Here is a 21,196-nt window from a genome sequence, read left to right on the forward strand (position 1 = left end):
ACGTCAGTCCGCCGCGCCCGCGCCGCGCCCGCGCCGCCGCCCGCGCTCGCGCCCGCCCGCTACCGCCCGGCCGGCCGCCCGCGCCGCCGCCCGCGGATCCACCGCGAACACCGCCGCCACGATCGTCAGCACCGCGTACACCCCGAGGTACCCGCACAGGATCCACGGCGACCCGCCCCCGAGCTCCACGAACACCGCGGCCAGCAGCGGCGTCAGCCCCACCGAGAAGATCGACCCGATCTGGTACCCGAGGCTCATCCCCGAGTACCGCCGCCCGGTCGGGAACTGCTCCGCGAACCACGCTGCCTGCGGCCCGTAGATGCTGTCGTGGAACACGCACATCCCGATCAGCGCCACGAGTGGCAGCAGCACGAGCGGACCGGCGTCGAGGAACGCGAAGAACGGCCAGATGAGCACCGCGATGCCCACCGCCGACCAGATCGTCAGCACCCGCCGCCCGACCCGGTCGGACAGCCACCCCCAGAACGGTGTCGACACGAGCGACACGGCCGAGATCACGAGCACGGCCTGCAGCCCCGCGTCCGAGCCCGATGGCCCCCGCACGTTGCCCAGGTAGGTCAGCGAGTACGTCGTCAGGATCGAGTACAGCGCCGGCTGCACGAGGCGCAGGCCCGCCGTCACCAGGATCGACCGCGGGTGCTGCCGGATCGCCTGCCACACCGGGAACCGTTCGACCCCGCCCGAGGCGCGCAGCTCCTGGAACACCGGGGCGTCCTGCACCCCGAGCCGGATGACGAGCCCGACCGCCACGATCACCGCGGAGAACAGGAACGGCAGCCGCCAGCCCCACGCCAGGAACGCCTCGGTGCCGAGCAGCGATCGCACGAGCGTGAAGACCCCGGTCGCCAGGAGCATCCCACCGGCCGACCCCATCTGCGTGAACGCCCCGAACAGCCCCCGGTGCCGCTCCGGAGCGTGCTCGACGGACAGCAGCGCCGAGCCACCCCACTCCGCTCCGGCCGCGACCCCCTGCAGCAGCCGCAGGAACACGAGCGCCACGACCGCACCGACCCCGATGGTCGCGGCGGACGGGATCACGCCGATCAGCGTGGACGCGACGCCCATCAGCACCAGCGACGCGACGAGCAACTTCTTCCGCCCGATCCGGTCGCCCAGGTGCCCGGCGATCACCCCGCCGAGCGGTCGCGCCACGAACCCGACGCCGTACGTCGCGAACGACGCGATGACCCCGACCGCGGGCGTCACGGACGGGAAGAACGTCGGCGCGAACACCAGCGCCGACGCCGTCGCGTACAGGTAGAAGTCGTAGTACTCGACGGTCGTCCCGACGAACGACGCGAGGGCGACGCGACGTCGGGTCGCGTTCGTGGACGGCCCGGCGGGACGGACGGGAGGCGCGGCTGCGGTCGTCTGGGTCGGCATGCCTCAGGAGCATGGCCGCGTCCCGGGCCGCGGGGAACACCGTGCGTAACGGGAGGTCACGACGCTGTCGTCGGGCGGTGCCCGCCGACCACGATGGGACACATGAGCGATGCACCGAACCGCCCGCTGCGCTTCGCGGCCTTCGTCATGAACACGACCTCGCACATCCAGCACGGCCTGTGGCGGCACCCGGACGCCCGACAGGCGGACTTCGACGACGTGACGCTCTGGACGGACCTGGCGAAGACCCTCGAGCGCGGCAAGTTCGACGCGATGTTCTTCGCCGACGTCGTCGGCACCTACGGCCCCGGCCGCGGCGACTACTCGACGAACCTGCGCGAGGGACTGCAGATCCCCTCGAACGACCCCTCCGTGCTGCTCTCGGCGCTCGCCGTGTCGACCGAGCACCTCGGTCTGGCCTTCACGTCGAGCGTCATCCAGGCGCACCCGTTCGACTTCGCCCGCAAGGTCTCCACGCTCGACCACATCACCCAGGGCCGCATCGGTTGGAACGTCGTCACGAGCGCCCTCGACAGCGCCGCCCGGAACTTCGGGGCCGACCGGCTCGAGGAGCACGACGAGCGCTACGTCTGGGCCGAGGAGTACCTCGAGGTCTGCGCGAAGCTCTGGGAGGGCTCGTGGGAGGACGGCGCCGTCCTGAAGGACCCCGTCCGCGGCTACGCCGACCCCGACAAGGTGCACCGCATCGACCACCACGGCACGCGCTACGACGTGCAGGGCCCGCACCTGAGCGCGCCCAGCCCGCAGCGGACCCCGGTGCTGTTCCAGGCCGGGTCGTCGCCGGCCGGCCGGGCCTTCGCCGCGCGGAACGCCGAGGCACAGTTCATCCTCACCTCGAACCGGGACGCCACCGAGCAGCTCATCCGCGAGACCCGCGACCTGGCTTCGGCAGCGGGGCGCCGACGCGAGGACATCGCGTTCTTCCTCGGCCTGGCCTTCGTCACCGGCGCCACCGAGGCCGAGGCGAAGGCCAAGGAGGCGGAGATCGACGAGTACCTGGCCGACGACGGCTTCCTGGTGCACTCGAACCTCGGCTTCGACCCGGACACCGGCGAACCCCTCGACCCGGACACCCCGCTGTCCGAGGTCCGGACCCACGCCGGGCAGTCGCACCTGCAGTGGCTCCGCGAGGCCGCCGGTGACCGCGAACCGACCATCGCCGACCTCGCCCGGCTGTCCGCCAAGCTCCGCGCCCGGGTCGTCGGGACGCCGGAGCAGATCGCCGACGAGCTCGCCGACTGGCAGCGGATCGGTGTCGACGGCGTCAACGTCATCAACTGGACGCTGCCCGGCTCCTACAAGGAGTTCGTCGACCACATCGCGCCGACCCTGCAGGAGCGCGGCCTGATGCAGTCCGAGTACCGCGAGGGGACCCTGCGCGAGAAGCTCTTCGGTCACGCACAGCTGCCGGACTCGCACCCCGCCAGGCAGTGGCGCGGCGCGTTCTCGGGCGGCGCGAGCGGCGTCGCAGACGCGGCGCGGGCCGTGGAGGTGACCGCATGACGGCGGCGACGACGACCGACGGGGGCGGGACGGGCCTCCCGGCCGACCGTCTGGCCACGCTGCGGGCGCGCTTCGCACCGCTGTTCGCGACCATCCGCGACGGTGCGGCCGAGCGTGAACTCGCCTCCGGGACGCCGGGCGACCGGCAGCTGCCACACGCCGAGGTCCGGGCGCTCGCCGACGCAGGGTTCGGGCGGCTGCGTGTGCCGGAGGACCGCGGTGGCTTCGGTGTGACGCTCGTGGAACTCGCGCACCTGGTGGCGGACCTGGCGGCGGCGGACTCGAACATCGCGCACCTGTGGCGGGGTCACTTCGGGTACACGGAGCTGGTGCTGCTGCGACCCGACTCGCCCGCTCGTGACGAGTGGATGCAGCGGATCGTCGACGGAGCGATCGTCGGGAACGCGACCTCGGAGCGGACCGGGACGACGCTCGCCGACATCTCGACGACGGTGACGCCGGATGGTGCTTCCCTGCGTCTCGACGGGCGGAAGTTCTACTCGACGGGCACGCTCTACGCGGACTGGATCTACCTGGCGGCGGACCGTGACGGGCAGCGCGTGACGTTCGCCGTCGACGCCTCCGCGCCGGGTGTGCGGAGCATCGACGACTGGGACGGGTTCGGGCAGCGGTTGACCGCGTCCGGCACCACCGTGTTCGACGGGGTGGCGGTCGACCCCTCGGCGGTGTCGGCCTACCGCGACGCTCCGCTGTCGCACATCCAGGCCTTCTACCAGCTCTACCTGCTGGCGGTGCTCGCGGGGATCGGGCAGGCGGTGTCCGACGACGCCGTGGCCTTCGTCCGGCCCCGGACCCGCACGTACATCCACGCGAACGCCGCCGTCCCGGGGGAGGACCCGCAGGTGATCGCGGTGCTCGGGCGGCTGTCGGCCGGGGCATTCACGGCTCGGTCACTCGTCGCCGCGGCGGCGGGACTGCTCGACACGGTGGTGGCGACGAACGTGCCGGGGCCGGCGGGTTCTGCGGCGGGTGTGTCGAAGCCGTTGCTCGACGCGGCCGAGAACGCCGTGTACCAGGCGCAGGTCGAGATCGGGCCGCGAGTGCTGCGGTCGGCGTCCGAGCTCTTCGAGGTCGGCGGGGCGTCCGCGGCGGACCGCACACGTGCGCTGGACCGGCACTGGCGGAACGCGCGGGTGGTGGCGTCGCACAACCCGGCGGTCTACAAGGAGCGGATGGTGGGGGAGTACGCGTTGCACGGTCAGGGGCCGGTCGACGCGTGGGAGAAGTACCACGAGGTGGGGCCGACGCGGTTCTGAGGGGCGGCGCGAGTCTTCGCGGTGCGCGACAGTTCTCGCGCCCGTGAGCCCGAGGAGTGTCGCTGAGCCCGAAACCCGGGCCCCCGGTACCCGGAACCCGGGCCCCCGCCGCCGGGCGCGTCGCTGGCGGCTACGCCCAGCCGAGCTCGTGCAGCCGCTCGTCGTCGATCCCGTAGAAGTGTCCGATCTCGTGCACGAGGGTGGTGTGCACCTCGTCCTTGAGCTCCTCGAGCGTGTCGCACTCGGCCAGGTGCTGCTTGCGGAACACGACGATGCGGTCGGGCAGCTCGCCGAAGCCGTACTGCCCGCGCTCCGTCGCTGCGACGCCGTCGTACACGCCGAACAGGTCGGAGCCGTCCTCGGGCTCGTCCTCGACGACGAACACCACGTTGTCGAGGCCGTCGACCATCTCGTCGGGCAGCAGGTCGAGCTCGTCGGTCACGAGTTGCTCGAACTCGTCGGCGGACATCTCCATCACGGACTCGATGGTGGCACACGACCATCCGAGAACTGCGAAGGCCCCGTCCTGCAGGACGGGGCCTTCGACTCGTGGGGTGAATAACGGGTCTCGAACCCGCGACCTCCTAGACCACAACCAGGCGCTCTACCAACTGAGCTATATCCACCATGTTCGGACCGGCGGACCGGCGCGACCACTCAATAGTAGTACATGCGCGACGGGGTGCGGACCACCCGTGTCGCTACTCGGCCGCGGGCTGCGCCAGCCGCGGCTCCCACTTCGCCACCACGTCGGCCTGCACGGCACGCACGTCGTCGGTGGTCGGGCCGGGCTCCGCGACGAAGCCGGCGCGGCGGTAGTACTCGAGCTCGCGGATCGACTCGAGGATGTCCGCGAGGGCCCGGTGCCCACCGTGCTTCTCCGGCGCGTTGAAGTACACGCGCGGGAACCAGCGGCGGCAGAGCTCCTTGATGCTCGACACGTCGACACTGCGGTAGTGCAGGTGTCCGTCGACCCGCGGCATGTACTTCGACAGGAACGCCCGGTCCGTGCCGATCGTGTTGCCGGCGAGGGGAGCGGAGCCCTCGGCCGGCACGTGCTGGAGGATGTACTCGAGCACCTGGTACTCCGCGTCGGCCAGGCTGACGCCGTTCGGGATCTCCTCGATCAGACCCGAGGTCGTGTGCATCTTCGTCACGAACTCGTTCATGTTGTCGAGCGCGGACTGGTCCGGCTTGATCACGATGTCGAACCCGGGGTGCACGGGCTCGAGGTCGAAGTCGGTGATGACGACGGCCACCTCGACGAGTTCGTCGACCCCGAGGTCGAGGCCGGTCATCTCGCAGTCGATCCAGACGAGGCGGTCATTCGCGGTTGCCATGCCCCCGATCCTATTCCCGGGCCGTGCGCGGCCCGTACGCGGGGTGCGGCCGGTGGGCGCGGTCGCGATCGCGGTCGTGTTGCGTCGGCCTGGAGGCCCGGCGCGGGTCCGCCCCGCGCCTCGCGCCGCCGGGCGGGTCAGGTGGGCAGGCTGAGCGCGGAGGGGGCGGGCGCGGGGCGGGGAGTGGGGGCGGGAGCACGAGCGGGCGATGTGCGCGCGCTCGGTGACTCGGGGGTGCCGTGTTCCGCCCGATCGCTTGGGCGTGGGTGTGGTCGTCGTCCGGAGGCTCGCGCGGCGCGAGCGGGCGAAATGTGGGCGCAGGTGGCTCGGGGATCGCTGGTTTCGCCCGATGGCGTGGGCGTGGTCGGCGTCCGGAGGCTCACGCGGCGCGAGCGGGCGGAATCCGCGAGCGCCGTGGCCGAGAGCCGTCAGGTTTCGCCCACTCGTGCGCGCCGAGTGCGGATACCGGTGGTGCGCGCCGAGCGTGCAGCGCGAGCGGGCGGAAACTGCGGACGCGGTGGCTCGTGGTGACGCATTCCGCCCGCTCGGACGGACGCGACAGCGCCCGGAGGCCCGGGTGATGCGAGCGGGCGGAATCTGCGGGTGCGGCGGCCGAAGCGCCGCGTGTTCCGCCCGCTCGCGGACCCGGGGGTGGCAATCGTCAGCCGGGCCGAAAGCGAGCCGCACGCGAGCGGGCGGAACCTACAGGCGCACAGGGCCACCGACGGGGGATTCCGCCCGCTCGCGGGAACGCGCGCCCCCCGACCCCGCAGCCGAGTGCCCGAGCGACCCGCCCCCGAGACCCCCGCGCTACGCCATCTCGCCCGCGCTGATCGCCTCGGCCTCGACCCGCTCCGGCTCGGGACCGTCGTCGACCCGCCGCAGGACCCTGGTCGTCCCGAGCACCACGACGAAGGCGACCGCGACGGACGCTCCGGCGAAGACGTAGGCGGCCGAGGGGGAGAACGCCTCGGCGAGCAGGGTCGCGACCGGAGGGGCGATGGCACCGCCGATGAACCGGACGGCCGAGTAGGCGCTCGAAGCCACGGAACGGGGGAGATCGGTGGCCTCCATCACGCACTCGGTCAGCACGGTGTTGAGCACCCCGAGCACGAGCCCGCCGATCACGACGCAGACCACCAGCCCGACCTGCGACCGGACGACGACGGCCGCGGCGAACAGGTCGAGCGCGAGCAAGGGCAGTGCGACCTTGAGCACGGTGGTCCGGCGCATCCGGGCGGTGAGCATCGGGGCGACCCACACCGAGGTGATCGCGAGCCCGACGCCCCAGCCGAAGAACGTGAAGCCGATGCCGAGCGCCCCGAAGCCGAGCGGGAAGGGCGTGTAGGCGAGCAGCACGAAGAAACCGATGTTGTAGAACAGCGCGGTGGCGGCGAGTGCGGCGAGTGCCGGGCGGCCGAGTGCGCGGAAGGGTGCGGACAGCTTCGTCGGCACGGGCTGCTCCAGGCTCGAGGACCGCAGCATCACGGCGACGGCGATGAAGGCCACGGCCATCAGGGTCGTCACGCCGAAGAACGGGCCGCGCCAGCTGACGGAGCCGAGCAGGCCACCGACGAGGGGCCCGATCGCGATGCCGAGGCCGAGCGCCGCCTCGTACAGGATGATCGCCGAGGCGGTCCCGCCCGATGCGGCGCCGACGATGGTGGCGAGGGCGGTCGAGATGAAGAGCGCGTTGCCCAGACCCCAACCCGCGCGGAAGTCGATGATGTTCCACACACTGTTCGACGTGGCCGCGAGGATCGAGAACAGCACGATGAGCGCGAGCCCGATGAGCAGGGTGCGCTTCGCACCGATGCGGCTCGAGACCCAGCTGGTGAAGAACATGGCGACGCCGGTCACGGCGAGGTAGCTCGTGAAGAGGAGTTCGGTCTGCGCCGCCGTGGCGTCGAGCGACGTCGCGATCGCGGGCAGGATCGGGTCGACGAGCCCGATGCCCATGAAGGCGACGACGCAGGCGAAGGCGATCGCCCAGACCGCCGACGGCTGCTTGAGGATGGAGCCGGACCGGCCGGCTGGTGCGTGGGCGTTCACGCGGGGATCTCCGTTCCGTTGGGTGTCGTCCGGGTCCGCTCGGCGACCAGGGACGCCACACGGTGCAGGGCGTCCCAGTCGTCGTCGCTGAGGTCGGCGAAGAGCGGTCCGACCGTGGTGGTGAGGGTGGCGCGCCACGTCGCGAGTCGCGCTCGTCCGGATTCGGTGAGCTCGATGCGCTGTCCGCGGGAGTCGTCGGGGTCGATGGTGCGGCTGACCAGTCCGTCGGTGAGCATGCCGGCGACGAGCCGGGTCATCGTGGGCTGCGCGACGCGGGACGCCGCGGCCAGGGCTCCGAGCCGCAGCGGGCCGTCGGTCTCGAGGATGCCGAGGGTGCGCCACACCGCTGCCGACGTCGTGTTGCTCGTCGACTGCGCGGCGCGGCGGATGAGGCGGTTGACCGAGACGAGGAGCGTCTCGACCGTCTGCTCGCGCGTTGCTTCCACAACGGAACTATATAGCCGTGCTATGCATCCTGCAACAGCCGCCGCCTGGTAGAAGGGATGCATGAGCGACATCACCATTCACGAGGGCGACCAGTACACCGCGATCTTCCACGGCGGTCCCTTCGACGGCACGACCGACACCCGCACCGCCACGAGCGACGCGCTGGACGACGAGATCACGGTGTTCGCCGAGCTCGAGGGCCTGCAGACGGCCTTCGTCTACCGCGCCACCGCGCAGCGCCAGGTGCTCGACCAGATCTCCGTCGAGTTCGAGCTCGCACCGGGGGAGTCCGACCCCGTCGACGACCTGCAGGACCGCGGCGACCGCAGCGGTGAGTTCGACCGGGAGTAGAACGACTCCCCGCCGCGTTGCAGGCTCACGTGCAGCTCGACCTCTGGACCTCCGCCTTCTGTGCGCCGTGTGCCGCCGCCCGCCGGGTGTCGGCCGAGGCCTCGGCGTTGGTCCCCGGGCTGACCGTGACCGAACGTGACGTGGCGGCACACCCCGACGACGCGGACGACCTCGGCATCCGGTCCACGCCCACGATCATCGTGCGGCAGGACGACGGTGCCGAGGTCTTCCGGTCACCCGGCGTCCCGACGCGGGACCAACTGCTCCTCGCGATCGCCAAGGCGCTCTGACTCGACGGTCTCGCCGGCCTGGAGGCGCGACCCGCCCCCGCCAGGTCGCCCCGGTCGCGACGCGGCCGATCCGGAGCCGGACGCCCCCGACCCCGACACCGTCACCGTCACCGCCGCACGTTGTGACGTCGGCGCCGCCACGACCACCGGCTCGGGCGGGTCCACCAGCGCCCACACCCGTCGCGCCGTCCGCTTCACCGCACGGATCGGCGCCCCGATCGCCAGCGCGAGGACGCCGAGCGGGCTCCGGTCCGCTCCGCCGAGCGCGTTCTTCCGCTCCCACGCCCGACGCAGGACGCCACCGCGGCTCCGCCTGGCGGGTGCACGGTCGAGCAGCGCGCCGACGTCCCGTCGCGCCATCAGCTCCTCGAGCCGGTGCTGCCAGTCGTCGTCCGACGGCGGGTGGAAGTAGTTGTCCCGCATCCAACTGGGCCGCACGACGCCGAACCGCCCGTCGACCAGGTCCACGGCGTCCCCTTCGAGGCCACTCGCCACGAACACCTCGTTGATCAGGTGCCGACCCGTGCCGAAGTCGGTGAGGGTGAGCGCCGGCACCCCGCGGGCCGCCGCCTCGAGCACCGCGGTCGAGCTGACCGTCACGAGGGCGACCGCCCGGTCGAGGTGCTCCGCCATCGGTCCGCTCTCCACGACGAGGTTCGACGGGGCGTCGGTGGGCACGAGGTCCGGGTAGGGGTGGTCCTCGCGGTGCGTCTGGTGCTCCCCGGCCGATGCGCGGGTCTTGATGACGACGCGCCACTCCGGGTGCCGCCGAGCGGTCGCGACGAGCCACTCCACCACCAGGGCACGCTCGGCCCGTTCCTGCGGCACGCTCGGCTGGGCGGCGAACACCACCGCGTCCCGAACGGCGGCCGACATCGACGCACCCGCAGCGGCACGCGCGGTGGCCCGGGCGAACGGCAGCGTGGCCAGCGCGAAGTGCGGGTCGACGCCACCTTCGCGCGCCATCTCCTCGTAGGCGCAGACCTCGCGGTGGCTGTGCAGGACGAACAGGTCGGCGCGCGCGCGGAAGAAGATGCCCTTCCACTTGGCCGGGAACGAGATCCCCGGCAGCCCGGACACCAGGACCGGGCGGTCCGGGATCCGTCGGTGCACCTCGTCGATCACGAGCTCGGCGACCGGTCCGATCAGCGACACCAGGACGGCGTCCGGTGGGTCCTGGCGGAGCTCCTCCACGACGGCGTCGACGTCCTTCGGCACCGGCGGCTCCCGGTGCATGTGCGCCAGGCGGTCGTCGAGTCCGCGGAACGCCGACCGCAGCTGGTCCGGACTCGCCGACCGCGGGGTCGCGACCGTGCGCAGCTCCAGGGCCCAGTCCGGCGGGGCCGTCGCCAGCAGGTGCGCGCCCCACTTCGCGAACGAGTCGGTGTCGACCAGGCCGACCACGCGCCGGGCGCGTGGCCGCGGGACGGACTGGAGGCGCGCCTCCAGTCCGTCCTGCACCGCACGACCGTCAGCGGTCCCGTCCACAGCGTCCCTGGTCACGCGCCGACGCGGCGCTGGTCACGCGCCGACACGGCGCAGCTTGGCGAGCGGCGCCCGCTCGCCGGGGAAGATGCGCTTGACGCCGTCACCGAGCGCGGTCTCGATGATGCGGATGTCGCGCGCCAGGGTCTGCAGACCGTGCGGTTCGAGCGACGCCGCGTGGTCCGATCCCCACATGGTGCGGTCGAGCGTGATGTGCCGTTCGACCGCCGTGGCTCCGAGCGCGACGGCGGCGATCGAGATCTGCAGGCCGGGCTCGTGGCCCGAGTAGCCGACGGGCACGCCGGAGTAGCGGTGCGCGAGGGTGTCGATCATGCGCAGGTTCGCCTCCTCGGCGGGGAGCGGGTACGTCGAGGTCGCGTGCATGAGGACGAGTCGCTCGGTGCCGAGGGCCTCCACGGCGGCGTCGATCTGCTCGAGCGTGGACATGCCGGTCGACAGGATGACGGGCTTGCCGGTCGCGGCGACGGCGGCGAGCATGCCGAGGTCGGTCACGGACGCCGAGGCGATCTTGTAGGCGACGACGTTGAGGTCCTCGAGGAAGTCGACGGACGGCTCGTCCCACGGCGACGCGAACCAGTCGAGGCCGCGCATCGTGGCGTGGTCGCCGATCTCGATGTACTGGTCGCGGTCGAACTCGACGCGGTACCGGTACTCCAGGTAGGTCATCTCGCCCCAGGGCGTGCTGCGGGGCGTGTTCTTCATGTGCTCCGGCGTGGAGATCGCCGGGGTGCGCTTCTGGAACTTCACGGCCTGCAGCCCCGCGTCGGCCGCCACGTCGATGAGCTGCTTGGCGATGTCGACGTCGCCGTTGTGGTTCAGGCCGATCTCGCCGATGAGGTACGCGGGGTGCCCCGCGCCGATCGTGGACGTACCGATGGTGACGGTCATGGTGCTCCGTTCGGTGCGGGGGCTGCCCGCGTCGGGGATGGTGCTGGAGGGCTCGGTGGTGCGGCGTCGGCGGCGGGCTCTTGCGCGCTCGCCGTCTGCTGCGTGCTCGACCGGCGTGCTGCGTACCGCGTGGGGGCGAGGGCGTCCGCGAGGGCCAGGTCGGCGGGGTCGTCGATGTCGATCGCGCCAGCGGCATCGACGACCGCGAGTTCGATGCGCCCGTGGAACCGGTGCCGGTGCGCGAGGAACCCCGCCGTGCGCATGACGTAGAAGGCGCCGGTCTCGCGGTACTCGGGCTCGCGGTCCTGACGGCGGGGGCGGACGGCCGCGTCGTGGTTCACCGCGACCGCACTGCCGTCGGAGGCCGTCCGCCACAGGAACGCGTGCGAGGGCGCGGCGGCGAACACCGTGTCCGCGTGGTCGTCGACGACCCGGGCGACCGCGCGGTCGAGGTCGGCGGGGTCGATGAACGGGGAGGTCGCCTGCAGGAAGACGAGGACCTCGGGCAGGGTGCCGTCGCCGTCCGCGGCCAGCGTGTCGAGGACGTGCAGCAGGGCGGACTCCGACGACGCCTCGTCGCCCGCGAGGTCGGTCGGGCGACGGACCACGATGGCTCCGGCCGCACGGGCCTCGGCGGCGATGGCGTCACCGTCGGTCGTCACGACGACGTCGTCGATGCGGGAGGCGAGCCGCGCGGACTCGACTGCTCGACGGACGAGTGACCGTCCGGCGACCGTCCGGAGGTTCTTGCCCGGGATCCCCTTCGAGCCGGCACGGGCGGGCACCACGGCGAGGACGGAACCGGTGGTGCGCATGCTCGGGACGCTACGAAGCGCGGGTGTCCCGGAGGGGAACGGGGAGCAGACGCGGGTCGAACCGTTCCGGAACCGCCTGGCCGGTCACGGCACGCGGTCGGTGGGGAGGTCGAGCGTGAGGTTGGGGCCCGCCGCTAGAATCGACGTCGCTCGCCTCCGTAGCTCAGTGGATAGAGCAGGTGGTTTCTACCCACCGTGCCGCGGGTTCGATTCCTGCCGGGGGCACCGAACACCAGCAGGGGCCGCCATCCGATCGGATGGCGGCCCCTGCTCCGTGTCGCGGTCGTGACGAGGAGCTCCGTCGTGACGAGGAGTTCCGTCGTGACGGGCTCCCGCGCTGTGGCCTCTCGGACGTGACCTGCTACTCGTCGTCGTCCGCGGCGCGGCGGCGGAGTTCGGCGGCGCTGATCGGCTGCGTGTACGTCGCCTCGGACTGGTCGTCGGTGTTGCTCGACGCCGCAGGGCTCTGGGTCGAGCGGCTCGGACCCGAGGTAGTGCTCGTCACCCCGCGGGCGTCGCTGCCTCGTGCGGACGCGGCGTGGAGGTCGTTCGCGGGTGCACGGTTGACGTGCGACTCGGCAGCGGTGGGCGACGCTACAGGACGCTCGCTGCCGTCGCGCTGCTCCGGCCGGCTGGTCTGGTCTCGCTGGCCCGCCGGCTGCGGTCGGTCGCTCCCGCCGGGTGCACGGGTGTCGGAGTACGCGCGTGTGGCACCGGGGTCGTCCACGACCTCGGTGTCGTCGGACGCACGGGACTGGTCGTCACCGGAGGCCGATCGAGACGGCGACACCGGGTTCCCGAGCGCGGGGCGGACGGGCGGCGCTGCGTCGTCACCGTAGACGCGGGTGGTGTTCTCGCCGAACGACCGCGTGGCGTTCTGGTCGGGACCGCCACGGCCGACCGAGAACGCTGCGGTGGGCGCGCTCGCGGCGGGGGTGCCTGCCGCGGTGGTGCCTGCTGCGCTCGTGCCTGCTGCTGCGGCGGTGCCTGCGGCGGCGCCGGTGGTCGGTGCCGGGTTCGACGGTGCCGATGTCGGGCCACTCGACGGGCGCTGAGCGGGCCGGAGGGACGTGGTGGTCGGGGTGCTGGTGTCAGCGGGAGCGACCGGCGCCGGAGCCTGGGCTCGAGGCGCCTCGGCCCGGTCGGCGTTCCAGTCCTGCTGACGCTCGATCAGGTCGGCGTCGGGATCCGGCGACTCGAACTTCCAGCGCTCGAGGTCGGCCTTGAACAGCTTGCGCGCACGACCCGGACGGGCCTGCCACTCCAGCAGACGGTCGCGGAACTCGGCGAGGGACTGGTCTGCCTGGAAGCTGAACGTCGACGAGTTCTTCTTGATGTCGGCGATCTCGTGCTGCGCCCAGTTCGCGGCGAGCGGGGCGCCCGTCACGGGCAGCAGGCGCAGGCGGATGTCGGCGTCCTCGGCGAGGTGGTCCGCGTAGCGGCGCTCGTCGTGGCCGAGCGAACCCCAGACGCCGGCCTTGCGGGCGGCGGAGATGATCGCGGCGACGGCGGCGTTCTTTGCCTCGCGCTCCTGCAGGGCCACGACCCGCTTGGTCGCACCACGGCCGATGAGCGCCGCGATGACGCCCGCGACGATGATGGCGACGAACGGGATCACGGCACCCGAGAGCACCCGCCAGCCCTCGTCCGAGGAAGTCCAGTCGGTCAGGTCGTTCCACCAGTCCATGCGCCGAACCATACCCACGGAACGGTCAGGCACCCGGGAGGCCGAGCGGCGTTCCGTCCGACCCGGTGCCGGTGCCGGTGCCGGTGGTCGTGCAGGGGAGCATCACGACCACCGCAGGGTGTCGACGGCGTCGTCGGCCGACCACACGTTGGGCAGCTCGACGAAGCGGCGTTCGGTCGCGACGTAGCGGCGCGCCCGGTACGCGGTGTCGCCGGCGACGTCGATGCGGTCGACGTAGCCGACGATCTCGCCGTTGGCACGGGTCACGCGGCTCAGGTCGTCCCGCACGTCGAGGATGCGGTAGTCACCACGGACGCGGGACAGCGGGACGGTGCGGATCCGGAGTACGGGTTCTGACGTGGTCTGCATCGCTGGCCTCCTGGTCGGTGTGGTGACGACGGTACGGGCGACCACCGACACCTCGCGGGCCCTGCAGCCACCTGGGGAGAGCCGGGTCGCTGGGCGCAGCTGTGGAGGGACCGTGGGCGCCGGAAGGTAGGTTGAGCGCATGACCACGTTCGTGCTCGCAGGTGGATGTTTCTGGTGTCTCGACGCCGTGTACCGCACGCTCCAGGGTGTGCAGGACGTGGTGTCCGGCTACGTCGGTGGACAGGTCGCCGACCCCTCCTACGAACAGGTGTGCACCGGCACGACCGGGCACGCCGAGGCGGTCGCGGTGACCTTCGACGAGTCGCTGATCCCTGCCGAGGTGATCCTCGACGTGTTCTTCACACTGCACGATCCCCGTCAGCTGAACCGGCAGGGCGCCGACGTCGGAACCCAGTACCGCTCCGCGATGTTCCCGGCGGACGACGCACAGCGTGTCCTGTTCGAGCACGCCATCGAGCGTGCGTCCGAGATCTGGGACGGGCAGGTCGTCACGACCATCGAGCCGCTCAGCGAGTTCTGGACGGCCGAGGAGCACCACCAGGACTTCTTCGCCAAGAACCCCGGGCAGGGCTACTGCCTGGCGGTCGCGCTGCCGAAGGTCAACAAGGTGCGCAAGGCATACAGTCAGTACATCCTGGCGTCCTGATCCGGGGCGTCGGGGCCACGAGGAGGTGGTTCGACGATGACGGACAACACAGGGACCTGGGTCGCGATCGGTCCGGCCGGAGCGGTGGGCAGCATCCACCGCCAGGCGGACGGTTTCCAGGTCGAGCTCTACGGACGCGGACGAGCGGGTGGCGTGTACCCGTCGCTCGACTCCGCGAAGGGTGCGGTCCACGCTGCGCTCGGCCCGCTGGCCGCTCGGCCCGAGTTCCGGGCGCACTGACCGGGGCCGGACTGGAGGCCCGTGGGGACTCGTCCTCCACAGGTCGCCTGACCGGTTCCACACACCACAGATCGAGCCTGGGGCCGCTTGCGCGGCCCCGGGCTCGATGACGATCGATGCATGAACGACATCATCACCGTCTGCGGAATCGTCGCCACCGAACCGCGCCACCTCGTCACCGAGACCGGCATCGCCATCACGAGCCTGCGGCTCGCCTCTCCGTCGCGCCGCTGGGACCGCGCCAGTTCGACCTGGGTCAACGGCGCCACCAACTGGTACACCGTCACCGCCTTCCGCTCACTCGCGTCCAACGTGTTCAAGTCCCTGAAGAAGGGTGACCGGATCGTGGTCGCCGGCCGTGTCCGTATCCGCACCTGGGAGCGCGACGGCCGCAGCGGGACCTCCGTCGAGATCGACGCCGACGGCATCGGGCACGACCTGGCCTGGGGGATCAGCAACTGGGTCCGCGTCCCGCGCCAGGTCGGCGACACCGCTGCGGGGCACGGCGGTGTCCGCAGCGTCGACCTCGAGACCGGCGAGGTGCGCGAGCCCGCTCCGGACGCGGGTGGGGAGCACGCGGCGGGACAGGGCCGCGCGCCCGAGGACGACGGGGCCCTGACCGGCGATCCCTCCGCGGGTGACCCGCTCCTGGACCACGCCGCGATCGCGGGGGCGTCCGACGGCGGCACGGCGCTGGCCGGCACGGTGCTCGGTGGCCTGACCGGGGGAGGGTCCGAGCGCGCGTCGGGGAGTGCAGCCCCGGACGGTGACGCCACGGCGTCGTTCGACGACCAGGACCGCGACGACCGGCACGTGCCCGAGGCCGCGTGACCGCAAGGGGTGGTGCGAGCGCACCCGCTGCCGCGACGGGTGCCGGCGGTCGGGCACTGCCGCGACGGGCGCTGGCGCGACGGGTGCCGACGGGGTCGCTCCGCGGGTCGGGACCCCGGAGCGGCCGTCCGCCGGTCAGTGCCCCGCGGGGCTCACCACTTCTGGGCGATCATCCCGATGCCGGAGACCTGCGCGGTGTCCCAGTTCCCACCGCGGGGGAGCCCCGTCACGCGGCCGTCGATCTTGAAGCTGGCGCCCTGCACGCGCGGTGCGTTCGTCTGCTTGGCCTTCAGCCCGTGGAACGAGAAGCTCGTGTCCCACTTGCCGTTCAGGCCGGTGTTCGACTTGCGGTCGCCCACCGTGATCCGGGTGTTCTGCACGGTCGAGTGGACGACGTCCCCGTTCAGGCGGGCGTTGGCCTCGGCGTTGAAGAACAGTCGGCCGTCCAGGTTGAGCTTGAGGGTGCCGATCGTCTTGTGGTTCACGATCATCGTCGCGACGTCGTTCTTGTACCAGCGCATCCCGATCGGGGTGAGCTTGTTCGTCGCGGGGCCCAGGTAGCCGTACGTGAACTTGCCGTTCTGCACGCGCTCCCAGATGTAGCGCGGCTTGCCCTTGCTCTCGGGGGAGCCCTTGTCGGACTGGATCCCGAAGGAGTACGCGTTGTTGTGGGCGTCGTGGACGTTGATGTAGGACGAGTACCCCGTGCCCGAGCCGTTGGCGCTGATGCTCGCCGTGTAGAGCAGGTAGGGGTCGCCCTTGGGGACGGCGCCCGCGGCAGAGGCCGGCGACACCGGGCCGATGAGGCCGATGCCGAGCGCGACCACTCCGATGAACGGGAGTGCGATGCGACGCAGTCGTGACGTGGTCTTGGTGGTGGTCATGGTCCTCGTCCTGTCCAGGGTCCTGATCCGGGTCCTCGCCGTGGTGAGCGGCGGGCCCCCGAGGTTGCGGGGCGAAGTGAGAGTACGTCGTCCGCGCCGCGAGCAACAGGCCCTCGGGGGTGGGTGCGCGAAGCGGCGATCCGGACTCGGGCGCGCAGTGCTGCGGCGGTGTCACTACACTTGGGCGCGATATGGCTGAGTACATCTACCAGATGGTCCGCGCCCGCAAGGCGGTCGGCGACAAGCTGATCCTCGACGACGTCACGATGTCGTTCCTCCCCGGCGCCAAGATCGGCGTCGTCGGACCGAACGGTGCGGGCAAGTCGACGATCCTGAAGATCATGGCCGGTCTCGACCAGCCCTCCAACGGCGAGGCGAAGCTCAGCCCGGGCTTCACCGTCGGCATCCTCATGCAGGAGCCGGAGCTCGACGAGAGCAAGACCGTCCTCGAGAACGTGCAGGAAGGCGTGGGCGAGATCCACGGCAAGCTCGCGCGCTTCAACGAGATCTCCGCGCTCATGGCCGAGCCGGACGCCGACTTCGACGCGCTGCTGGCCGAGATGGGCACGCTGCAGGAGGAGATCGACGCCGCTGACGCGTGGGACCTCGACTCGCAGCTCGAACAGGCCATGGCCGCGCTCCAGTGCCCCCCGGGGGACGAGCTCGTCACGCACCTGTCCGGTGGTGAGAAGCGCCGCGTCGCGCTCTGCAAGCTCCTGCTCCAGAAGCCCGACCTGCTCCTGCTCGACGAGCCCACCAACCACCTCGACGCCGAGAGCGTGCTCTGGCTCGAGCAGCACCTGCAGCAGTACCACGGTGCCGTCCTCGCCGTGACCCACGACCGGTACTTCCTCGACCACGTCGCCCAGTGGATCGCCGAGGTCGACCGCGGTCGTCTGTACCCGTACGAGGGCAACTACTCGACCTACCTCGAGAAGAAGCGCGCGCGCCTCGAGGTCCAGGGCAAGAAGGACGCCAAGCTCGCGAAGCGCCTGTCGTCCGAGCTCGACTGGGTCCGCAGCAACACCAAGGGCCGTCAGGCGAAGTCGAAGGCCCGTCTCGCCCGCTACGAGGAGATGGTCACCGAGGCCGAGCGCACCCGCAAGCTCGACTTCGAGGAGATCGTGATCCCCGTGGGCCCGCGTCTGGGCTCGCAGGTCATCGACGCCGAGCACCTGCGCAAGCAGTTCGGTGAGCGCGTCATCATCGGCGACCTGTCGTTCACGCTGCCCCGCAACGGCATCGTCGGCGTCATCGGCCCGAACGGTGTCGGCAAGACCACGCTGTTCAAGACGATCGTCGGCCTCGAGCCGCTCGACGGCGGCACGCTGAAGATCGGTGACACGGTCGAGATCTCGTACGTCGACCAGAGCCGCGGCGGCATCGACCCGAACAAGAACCTCTGGGAGGTCGTGTCCGACGGGCTCGACTACATCCAGGTCGGCAAGACCGAGATCCCGTCCCGCGCCTACGTGTCGCAGTTCGGCTTCAAGGGGCCGGACCAGCAGAAGCGCGCCGGCATCCTCTCCGGTGGTGAGCGCAACCGTCTGAACCTGGCGCTGACGCTCAAGCAGGGCGGCAACCTGCTGCTCCTCGACGAGCCGACCAACGACCTGGACGTCGAGACCCTCGGCAGCCTCGAGAACGCGCTGCTCGAGTACCCCGGTTGCGCCGTGGTCATCACCCACGACCGGTGGTTCCTCGACCGCATCGCGACCCACATCCTGGCGTGGGAGGGCCTCAACGAGGACGGCACGCCGAACTGGTACTGGTTCGAGGGCAACTTCGAGGCGTACGAGGAGAACAAGATCGAGCGCCTCGGCGCCGACGCGGCGAAGCCCGGGCGGGCGACCTACCGCAAGCTCACCCGCGACTGACCGTCGTGGCGAGACTGCACGCTCCGATCCGCCTGCGGTGGAGCGACATCGACGCCTACGGACACGTCAACAACTCCGCGATGCTGCGCCTCCTCGAGGAGGCGCGCATCGCGGGGTTCTGGGGTGCTGACCCCGGCGACGACCCCGACGGCACGCTGCCGGAGCCGGTCATCGACGGCCGTCCCGGCTCGGGCACGATGACGGTGATCGCGGGCCAGCGGCTCGAGTACCTCGCCTCCATCCCGTACCTGCGGCAACCGCTCGACATCCAGATGTGGATCGGTCGGCTCGGTGGTGCCAGCATCGACGTCTCCTACGAGGTCTGGTCGCCGGCCGGCCGGGAGCCCGCGGTGCTCTACACCCGTGCGACGACGGCGCTCGTGCTGGTCGACGCCACGACGAACCGGCCCCGGCGACTGACCGAGGCCGAGCGCGCGGCGTGCGAGCCCTACGTCGAGGAACCCGTCCGGTTCAGCCGCCCGTAGGGACGCGCATCATGCCCTCCTGGGCGACGGTGGCGAGCAGCCGGCCGTCGCGGGAGAACATCCGACCGAAGGCGAGCCCGCGGCCGCCCTGGGCGCTCGGGGACTCCTGTGCGTACAGGATCCACTCGTCCGCCCGGGCGTCGCGGTGCCACCACATCGCGTGGTCCAGGCTGGCGCTCTTCACGCCGGGCGTGCCCCAGGCGACCCCGTGCCGACGCATGATCGGTTCCAGGATCGACAGGTCGCTCGCGTAGCCGAGCACCGCGCGGTGCAGCGCCGGGTCCTCGGGCAGCGCGCCCTGCACCCGGAACCACACCGCCTGGTGCGGCACGTGCTCGCCCTGCACGTCGACGAAGACCGGACCCTCGACGTGCCGCAGGTCGATCGACCGCTCGGCCCAGGCCTGCGCGACCGGGTGGTCGATCGCCGACAGGATCGACGCCGCCGAGGGTAGGGACTCCGGGTCCGGTGTCTCCACGGGGAACGGGTCCTGGTGCTCGAGACCGGTGTCCGGCACCTGGAACGAGGCGATCATCGAGAAGATCGGCACGCCCCGCTGGTAGGCCTGCACGCGTCGGGTGGCGAAGGACCGGCCGTCGTGGATGCGCTCGACGCCGAAGGTGATCGGGACGTCGATGTCGCCGGGCCGCAGGAAGTACCCGTGCATGGAGTGCACGTCGCGGCCCTCGATCGTCGTCTGCGCCGCCACGATGCACTGCGCCAGCACCTGGCCGCCGAACACGCGCCCGCCGGGCGACCAGTGGCTGGCACCGGTCAGGATCGTCTCACCCGTGCTCGCACCGGTGTCCTCGAGTCGCAGGGTCCGCAGGAAGTCGGGTTCGCCGTTCACGTGGTGCAGTCTACGAAGGAGCCGCCCCCTGCCGCCGGCACGGCGCACGCCCAGCCGATCGGTCGACGGTGGCCGGTAGGATCGGGACCGACATGGGCAACTCGTTCACGCTTCCCGACGCCGCCTCCCTCGGTGACCTCCGCACCTACCTCGGACGCGCCGCCCGGATCGAGGACGGCTCGGTCCGGCTCATCGCCGACTCCGGCGTCCTCGCGGTGTACACGGCGATCCTCTACCCGCTCGGCCTGCTCGACGAACTGCCGACGGTCCTCGGGCTCCGGACGTTCTCGCTGACCGAGCCGGCCACGATCGACACCGTCGTGCCCCTGCAGTCCCTGCTCGAGCGGCTGCGGCTGCTCGCCGAGGCCGAGGACGCCGACCACGCCGACGGTGCCGACCCGACCCGCGCCACCCCGATCGAGGTCGAGCTGCCCCACGAGGTGCACACCGTGACCTGGGCCGCCATCTCGCCGCCGCGCGGTGGATGGGTGCCCCTGCCGGACGTCTCGCCGGAACTGCTGCGCCGCGCCACCCGCGACGGCATCGCCGAGGTCGCGGACGCCGTCCCGTCGAACGCCGGCGAGGCGATCGTCCGACGCATCCGCTCCGAGGTCTGGGGCCGTCCCGTCCCGGGCATCGAGCACCTGCCGGCCGGCGCCGGGTTCGCGGGGGAGAGCCTCGGCTTCCTCGGGCACGACCCGGTGCGGTTGTTCGAGACCGGACCGTGGAGTCGGCTCACCACCTCGCGTGGACACGTGCTCGTCAAGCGCCGCGCCTGGACCCTGAACTCCTAGCGTCTCGCGGGACCGAGAACGCGGGGACAGGCGGACGGGAGGTCCGTGGCGGCGGCGCCGCGGGCCTCCCGTCCGCCGGTTGTTGCGGTCTCGTGCCCGGCGCGGGACGCCGACGTCGCACCCGTCAGTCGAAGGAGTTCGTCATCGCGTGCGCAGCGCGGTCGAGGTAGCCCCAGAGCTCGGCTTCGTCGAGGGGAGCGAGGTCGAGCGACTCGACCGCGTCGTGCATGTGGAGGAGCCAGCGCTCGCGTGCCTCGGGGGTGATCCGGAACGGGTGGTGCCGCATCCGGAGCCGCGGGTGCCCGCGCTGCTCGCTGTACGTGCCCGGGCCGCCCCAGTACTGCTGCAGGAAGGCGGAGAGGCGCCAGATCGCGCCCTCGAGGTCGTCGGCCGGGTACATCGGCCAGATCACCTCGTCCTGCTGCACGCCCTCGTAGAACCGTCGGACCAGCCGGTCGAAGGTGGGCGCGCCACCGATCCGCTCGTACAGCGACCCGGTGGCCGAGGCGCCGTGCTCCCCGACGCGCAGCGTGATCGGCTGCGCCGGCACACCGACCGAGCCGGGCGCGCCGGGAGAGCCGGGCATGCCGAGCGAACCGCGTGCTCCCGGCCCGCCCG

General features: G+C 71.7%; 23 protein-coding genes and 2 tRNA genes. 11 read left to right on the forward strand and 14 right to left on the reverse strand.

Translation table 11 applies throughout. The features are described from left to right. Positions 1-3: 3 nt before the first annotated feature. The gene (locus I8920_RS04600) at positions 4-1,404 is read right to left on the reverse strand and encodes an MFS transporter (RefSeq protein ID WP_198657991.1); all 1,401 of its coding nucleotides are present in this window, start codon (positions 1,402-1,404) and stop codon (positions 4-6) included. A gap of 102 nt (positions 1,405-1,506) precedes the next feature. Here I8920_RS04600 and I8920_RS04605 point away from each other — a divergent pair, with 102 nt between their 5' ends. Both I8920_RS04605 and I8920_RS04610 read left to right on the forward strand, forming a co-directional pair. Further along, positions 1,507-2,928: an LLM class flavin-dependent oxidoreductase gene (locus I8920_RS04605; RefSeq protein ID WP_198657992.1), complete on the forward strand. Its 1,422-nt coding sequence runs from the start codon at positions 1,507-1,509 to the stop codon at positions 2,926-2,928. Further along, a complete protein-coding gene (locus tag I8920_RS04610; RefSeq protein ID WP_198657993.1) occupies positions 2,925-4,205 on the forward strand; it encodes an acyl-CoA dehydrogenase family protein in 1,281 nt (426 codons plus the stop codon). Before I8920_RS04605 ends, I8920_RS04610 begins: the two co-directional genes overlap by 4 nt. A gap of 130 nt (positions 4,206-4,335) precedes the next feature. On the opposite strand, the gene I8920_RS04615 is transcribed toward I8920_RS04610, so the two are convergent. The 5 genes from I8920_RS04615 to I8920_RS04635 form a co-directional block, all read right to left on the reverse strand. After that, positions 4,336-4,680, reverse strand: coding sequence for a metallopeptidase family protein (locus I8920_RS04615; protein WP_198658621.1), 345 nt, complete (start codon positions 4,678-4,680; stop codon positions 4,336-4,338). Positions 4,681-4,755: 75 nt separating this feature from the next. Then, positions 4,756-4,831, reverse strand: a tRNA-His gene (locus I8920_RS04620). A gap of 75 nt (positions 4,832-4,906) precedes the next feature. Then, entirely contained in the window at positions 4,907-5,545 is a 639-nt protein-coding gene (gene orn / locus I8920_RS04625; protein ID WP_198657994.1) for an oligoribonuclease, read from the reverse strand. 810 nt (positions 5,546-6,355) lie between these two features. After that, positions 6,356-7,597 (reverse strand): MFS transporter, encoded by a 1,242-nt coding sequence (locus I8920_RS04630; protein WP_198657995.1) that lies wholly within the window; start codon positions 7,595-7,597, stop codon positions 6,356-6,358. Beyond that, on the reverse strand, positions 7,594-8,043 hold the full coding sequence (locus I8920_RS04635) for a MarR family winged helix-turn-helix transcriptional regulator (protein WP_198657996.1): 450 nt from the start codon (positions 8,041-8,043) through the stop codon (positions 7,594-7,596). Before I8920_RS04635 ends, I8920_RS04630 begins: the two co-directional genes overlap by 4 nt. A 61-nt stretch (positions 8,044-8,104) precedes the next feature. On the opposite strand from I8920_RS04635, the gene I8920_RS04640 reads away from it, so the two are divergent. Together I8920_RS04640 and I8920_RS04645 are read left to right on the forward strand one after the other, a co-directional pair. Then, positions 8,105-8,395, forward strand: coding sequence for a hypothetical protein (locus I8920_RS04640; protein WP_198657997.1), 291 nt, complete (start codon positions 8,105-8,107; stop codon positions 8,393-8,395). A 29-nt stretch (positions 8,396-8,424) separates the two neighbouring features. After that, positions 8,425-8,685, forward strand: a complete 261-nt coding sequence (locus I8920_RS04645; protein WP_198657998.1) for a thioredoxin family protein — start codon at positions 8,425-8,427, stop codon at positions 8,683-8,685. Here the strand turns inward: I8920_RS04645 and I8920_RS04650 are convergent. From I8920_RS04650 to I8920_RS04660, 3 genes are read right to left on the reverse strand one after another with little or no spacing between them, the layout of a single operon-like run. Next, on the reverse strand, positions 8,629-10,146 hold the full coding sequence (locus I8920_RS04650; RefSeq protein ID WP_198657999.1) for a DUF6716 putative glycosyltransferase: 1,518 nt from the start codon (positions 10,144-10,146) through the stop codon (positions 8,629-8,631). The genes I8920_RS04645 and I8920_RS04650 overlap by 57 nt on opposite strands. A 60-nt stretch (positions 10,147-10,206) precedes the next feature. Beyond that, positions 10,207-11,079, reverse strand: coding sequence for an N-acetylneuraminate synthase family protein (locus I8920_RS04655; RefSeq protein WP_198658000.1), 873 nt, complete (start codon positions 11,077-11,079; stop codon positions 10,207-10,209). Then, a complete protein-coding gene (locus tag I8920_RS04660; protein WP_198658001.1) occupies positions 11,076-11,894 on the reverse strand; it encodes an acylneuraminate cytidylyltransferase family protein in 819 nt (272 codons plus the stop codon). Before I8920_RS04660 ends, I8920_RS04655 begins: the two co-directional genes overlap by 4 nt. Before the next feature lie 152 nt (positions 11,895-12,046). On the opposite strand from I8920_RS04660, the gene I8920_RS04665 reads away from it, so the two are divergent. Then, positions 12,047-12,119, forward strand: a tRNA-Arg gene (locus I8920_RS04665). Between the two features lie 136 nt (positions 12,120-12,255). Here the strand turns inward: I8920_RS04665 and I8920_RS04670 are convergent. Together I8920_RS04670 and I8920_RS04675 are read right to left on the reverse strand one after the other, a co-directional pair. Next, positions 12,256-13,581, reverse strand: a complete 1,326-nt coding sequence (locus tag I8920_RS04670) for a hypothetical protein (protein ID WP_198658002.1) — start codon at positions 13,579-13,581, stop codon at positions 12,256-12,258. 102 nt (positions 13,582-13,683) lie between these two features. Beyond that, positions 13,684-13,950, reverse strand: coding sequence for a hypothetical protein (locus I8920_RS04675; RefSeq protein WP_198658003.1), 267 nt, complete (start codon positions 13,948-13,950; stop codon positions 13,684-13,686). Positions 13,951-14,089: 139 nt separating this feature from the next. Between I8920_RS04675 and msrA the strand changes: the two genes are divergently transcribed. The 3 genes from msrA (at position 14,090) to I8920_RS04690 (ending at position 15,688) form a co-directional block, all read left to right on the forward strand. Next, positions 14,090-14,617, forward strand: coding sequence for a peptide-methionine (S)-S-oxide reductase MsrA (gene msrA / locus I8920_RS04680; protein ID WP_198658004.1), 528 nt, complete (start codon positions 14,090-14,092; stop codon positions 14,615-14,617). Positions 14,618-14,653: 36 nt separating this feature from the next. Beyond that, complete coding sequence (locus tag I8920_RS04685; protein WP_198658005.1) at positions 14,654-14,857, forward strand: methyltransferase; 204 nt, start codon at positions 14,654-14,656, stop codon at positions 14,855-14,857. Between the two features lie 120 nt (positions 14,858-14,977). Next, positions 14,978-15,688: a single-stranded DNA-binding protein gene (locus I8920_RS04690; RefSeq protein ID WP_198658006.1), complete on the forward strand. Its 711-nt coding sequence runs from the start codon at positions 14,978-14,980 to the stop codon at positions 15,686-15,688. Between the two features lie 152 nt (positions 15,689-15,840). On the opposite strand, the gene I8920_RS04695 is transcribed toward I8920_RS04690, so the two are convergent. Beyond that, the gene (locus I8920_RS04695; protein ID WP_198658007.1) at positions 15,841-16,572 is read right to left on the reverse strand and encodes a hypothetical protein; all 732 of its coding nucleotides are present in this window, start codon (positions 16,570-16,572) and stop codon (positions 15,841-15,843) included. 191 nt (positions 16,573-16,763) lie between these two features. Here I8920_RS04695 and ettA point away from each other — a divergent pair, with 191 nt between their 5' ends. Further along, positions 16,764-18,449, forward strand: a complete 1,686-nt coding sequence (gene ettA / locus I8920_RS04700) for an energy-dependent translational throttle protein EttA (protein WP_198658008.1) — start codon at positions 16,764-16,766, stop codon at positions 18,447-18,449. Positions 18,450-18,454: 5 nt separating this feature from the next. Next, positions 18,455-18,934, forward strand: a complete 480-nt coding sequence (locus tag I8920_RS04705; RefSeq protein ID WP_225558464.1) for an acyl-CoA thioesterase — start codon at positions 18,455-18,457, stop codon at positions 18,932-18,934. On the opposite strand, the gene I8920_RS04710 is transcribed toward I8920_RS04705, so the two are convergent. Next, the gene (locus I8920_RS04710) at positions 18,921-19,784 is read right to left on the reverse strand and encodes an acyl-CoA thioesterase (protein WP_198658009.1); all 864 of its coding nucleotides are present in this window, start codon (positions 19,782-19,784) and stop codon (positions 18,921-18,923) included. The genes I8920_RS04705 and I8920_RS04710 overlap by 14 nt on opposite strands. Positions 19,785-19,876: 92 nt before the next feature. Between I8920_RS04710 and I8920_RS04715 the strand changes: the two genes are divergently transcribed. Then, complete coding sequence (locus I8920_RS04715; RefSeq protein WP_198658010.1) at positions 19,877-20,578, forward strand: hypothetical protein; 702 nt, start codon at positions 19,877-19,879, stop codon at positions 20,576-20,578. Between the two features lie 124 nt (positions 20,579-20,702). On the opposite strand, the gene I8920_RS04720 is transcribed toward I8920_RS04715, so the two are convergent. Continuing rightward, complete coding sequence (locus I8920_RS04720) at positions 20,703-21,164, reverse strand: globin (RefSeq protein ID WP_232832862.1); 462 nt, start codon at positions 21,162-21,164, stop codon at positions 20,703-20,705. Between the last annotated feature and the right edge of the window lie 32 nt (positions 21,165-21,196).

The sequence above is a fragment of the Curtobacterium sp. YC1 genome, assembly GCF_016267665.1.
Lineage (GTDB): Bacteria > Actinomycetota > Actinomycetes > Actinomycetales > Microbacteriaceae > Curtobacterium.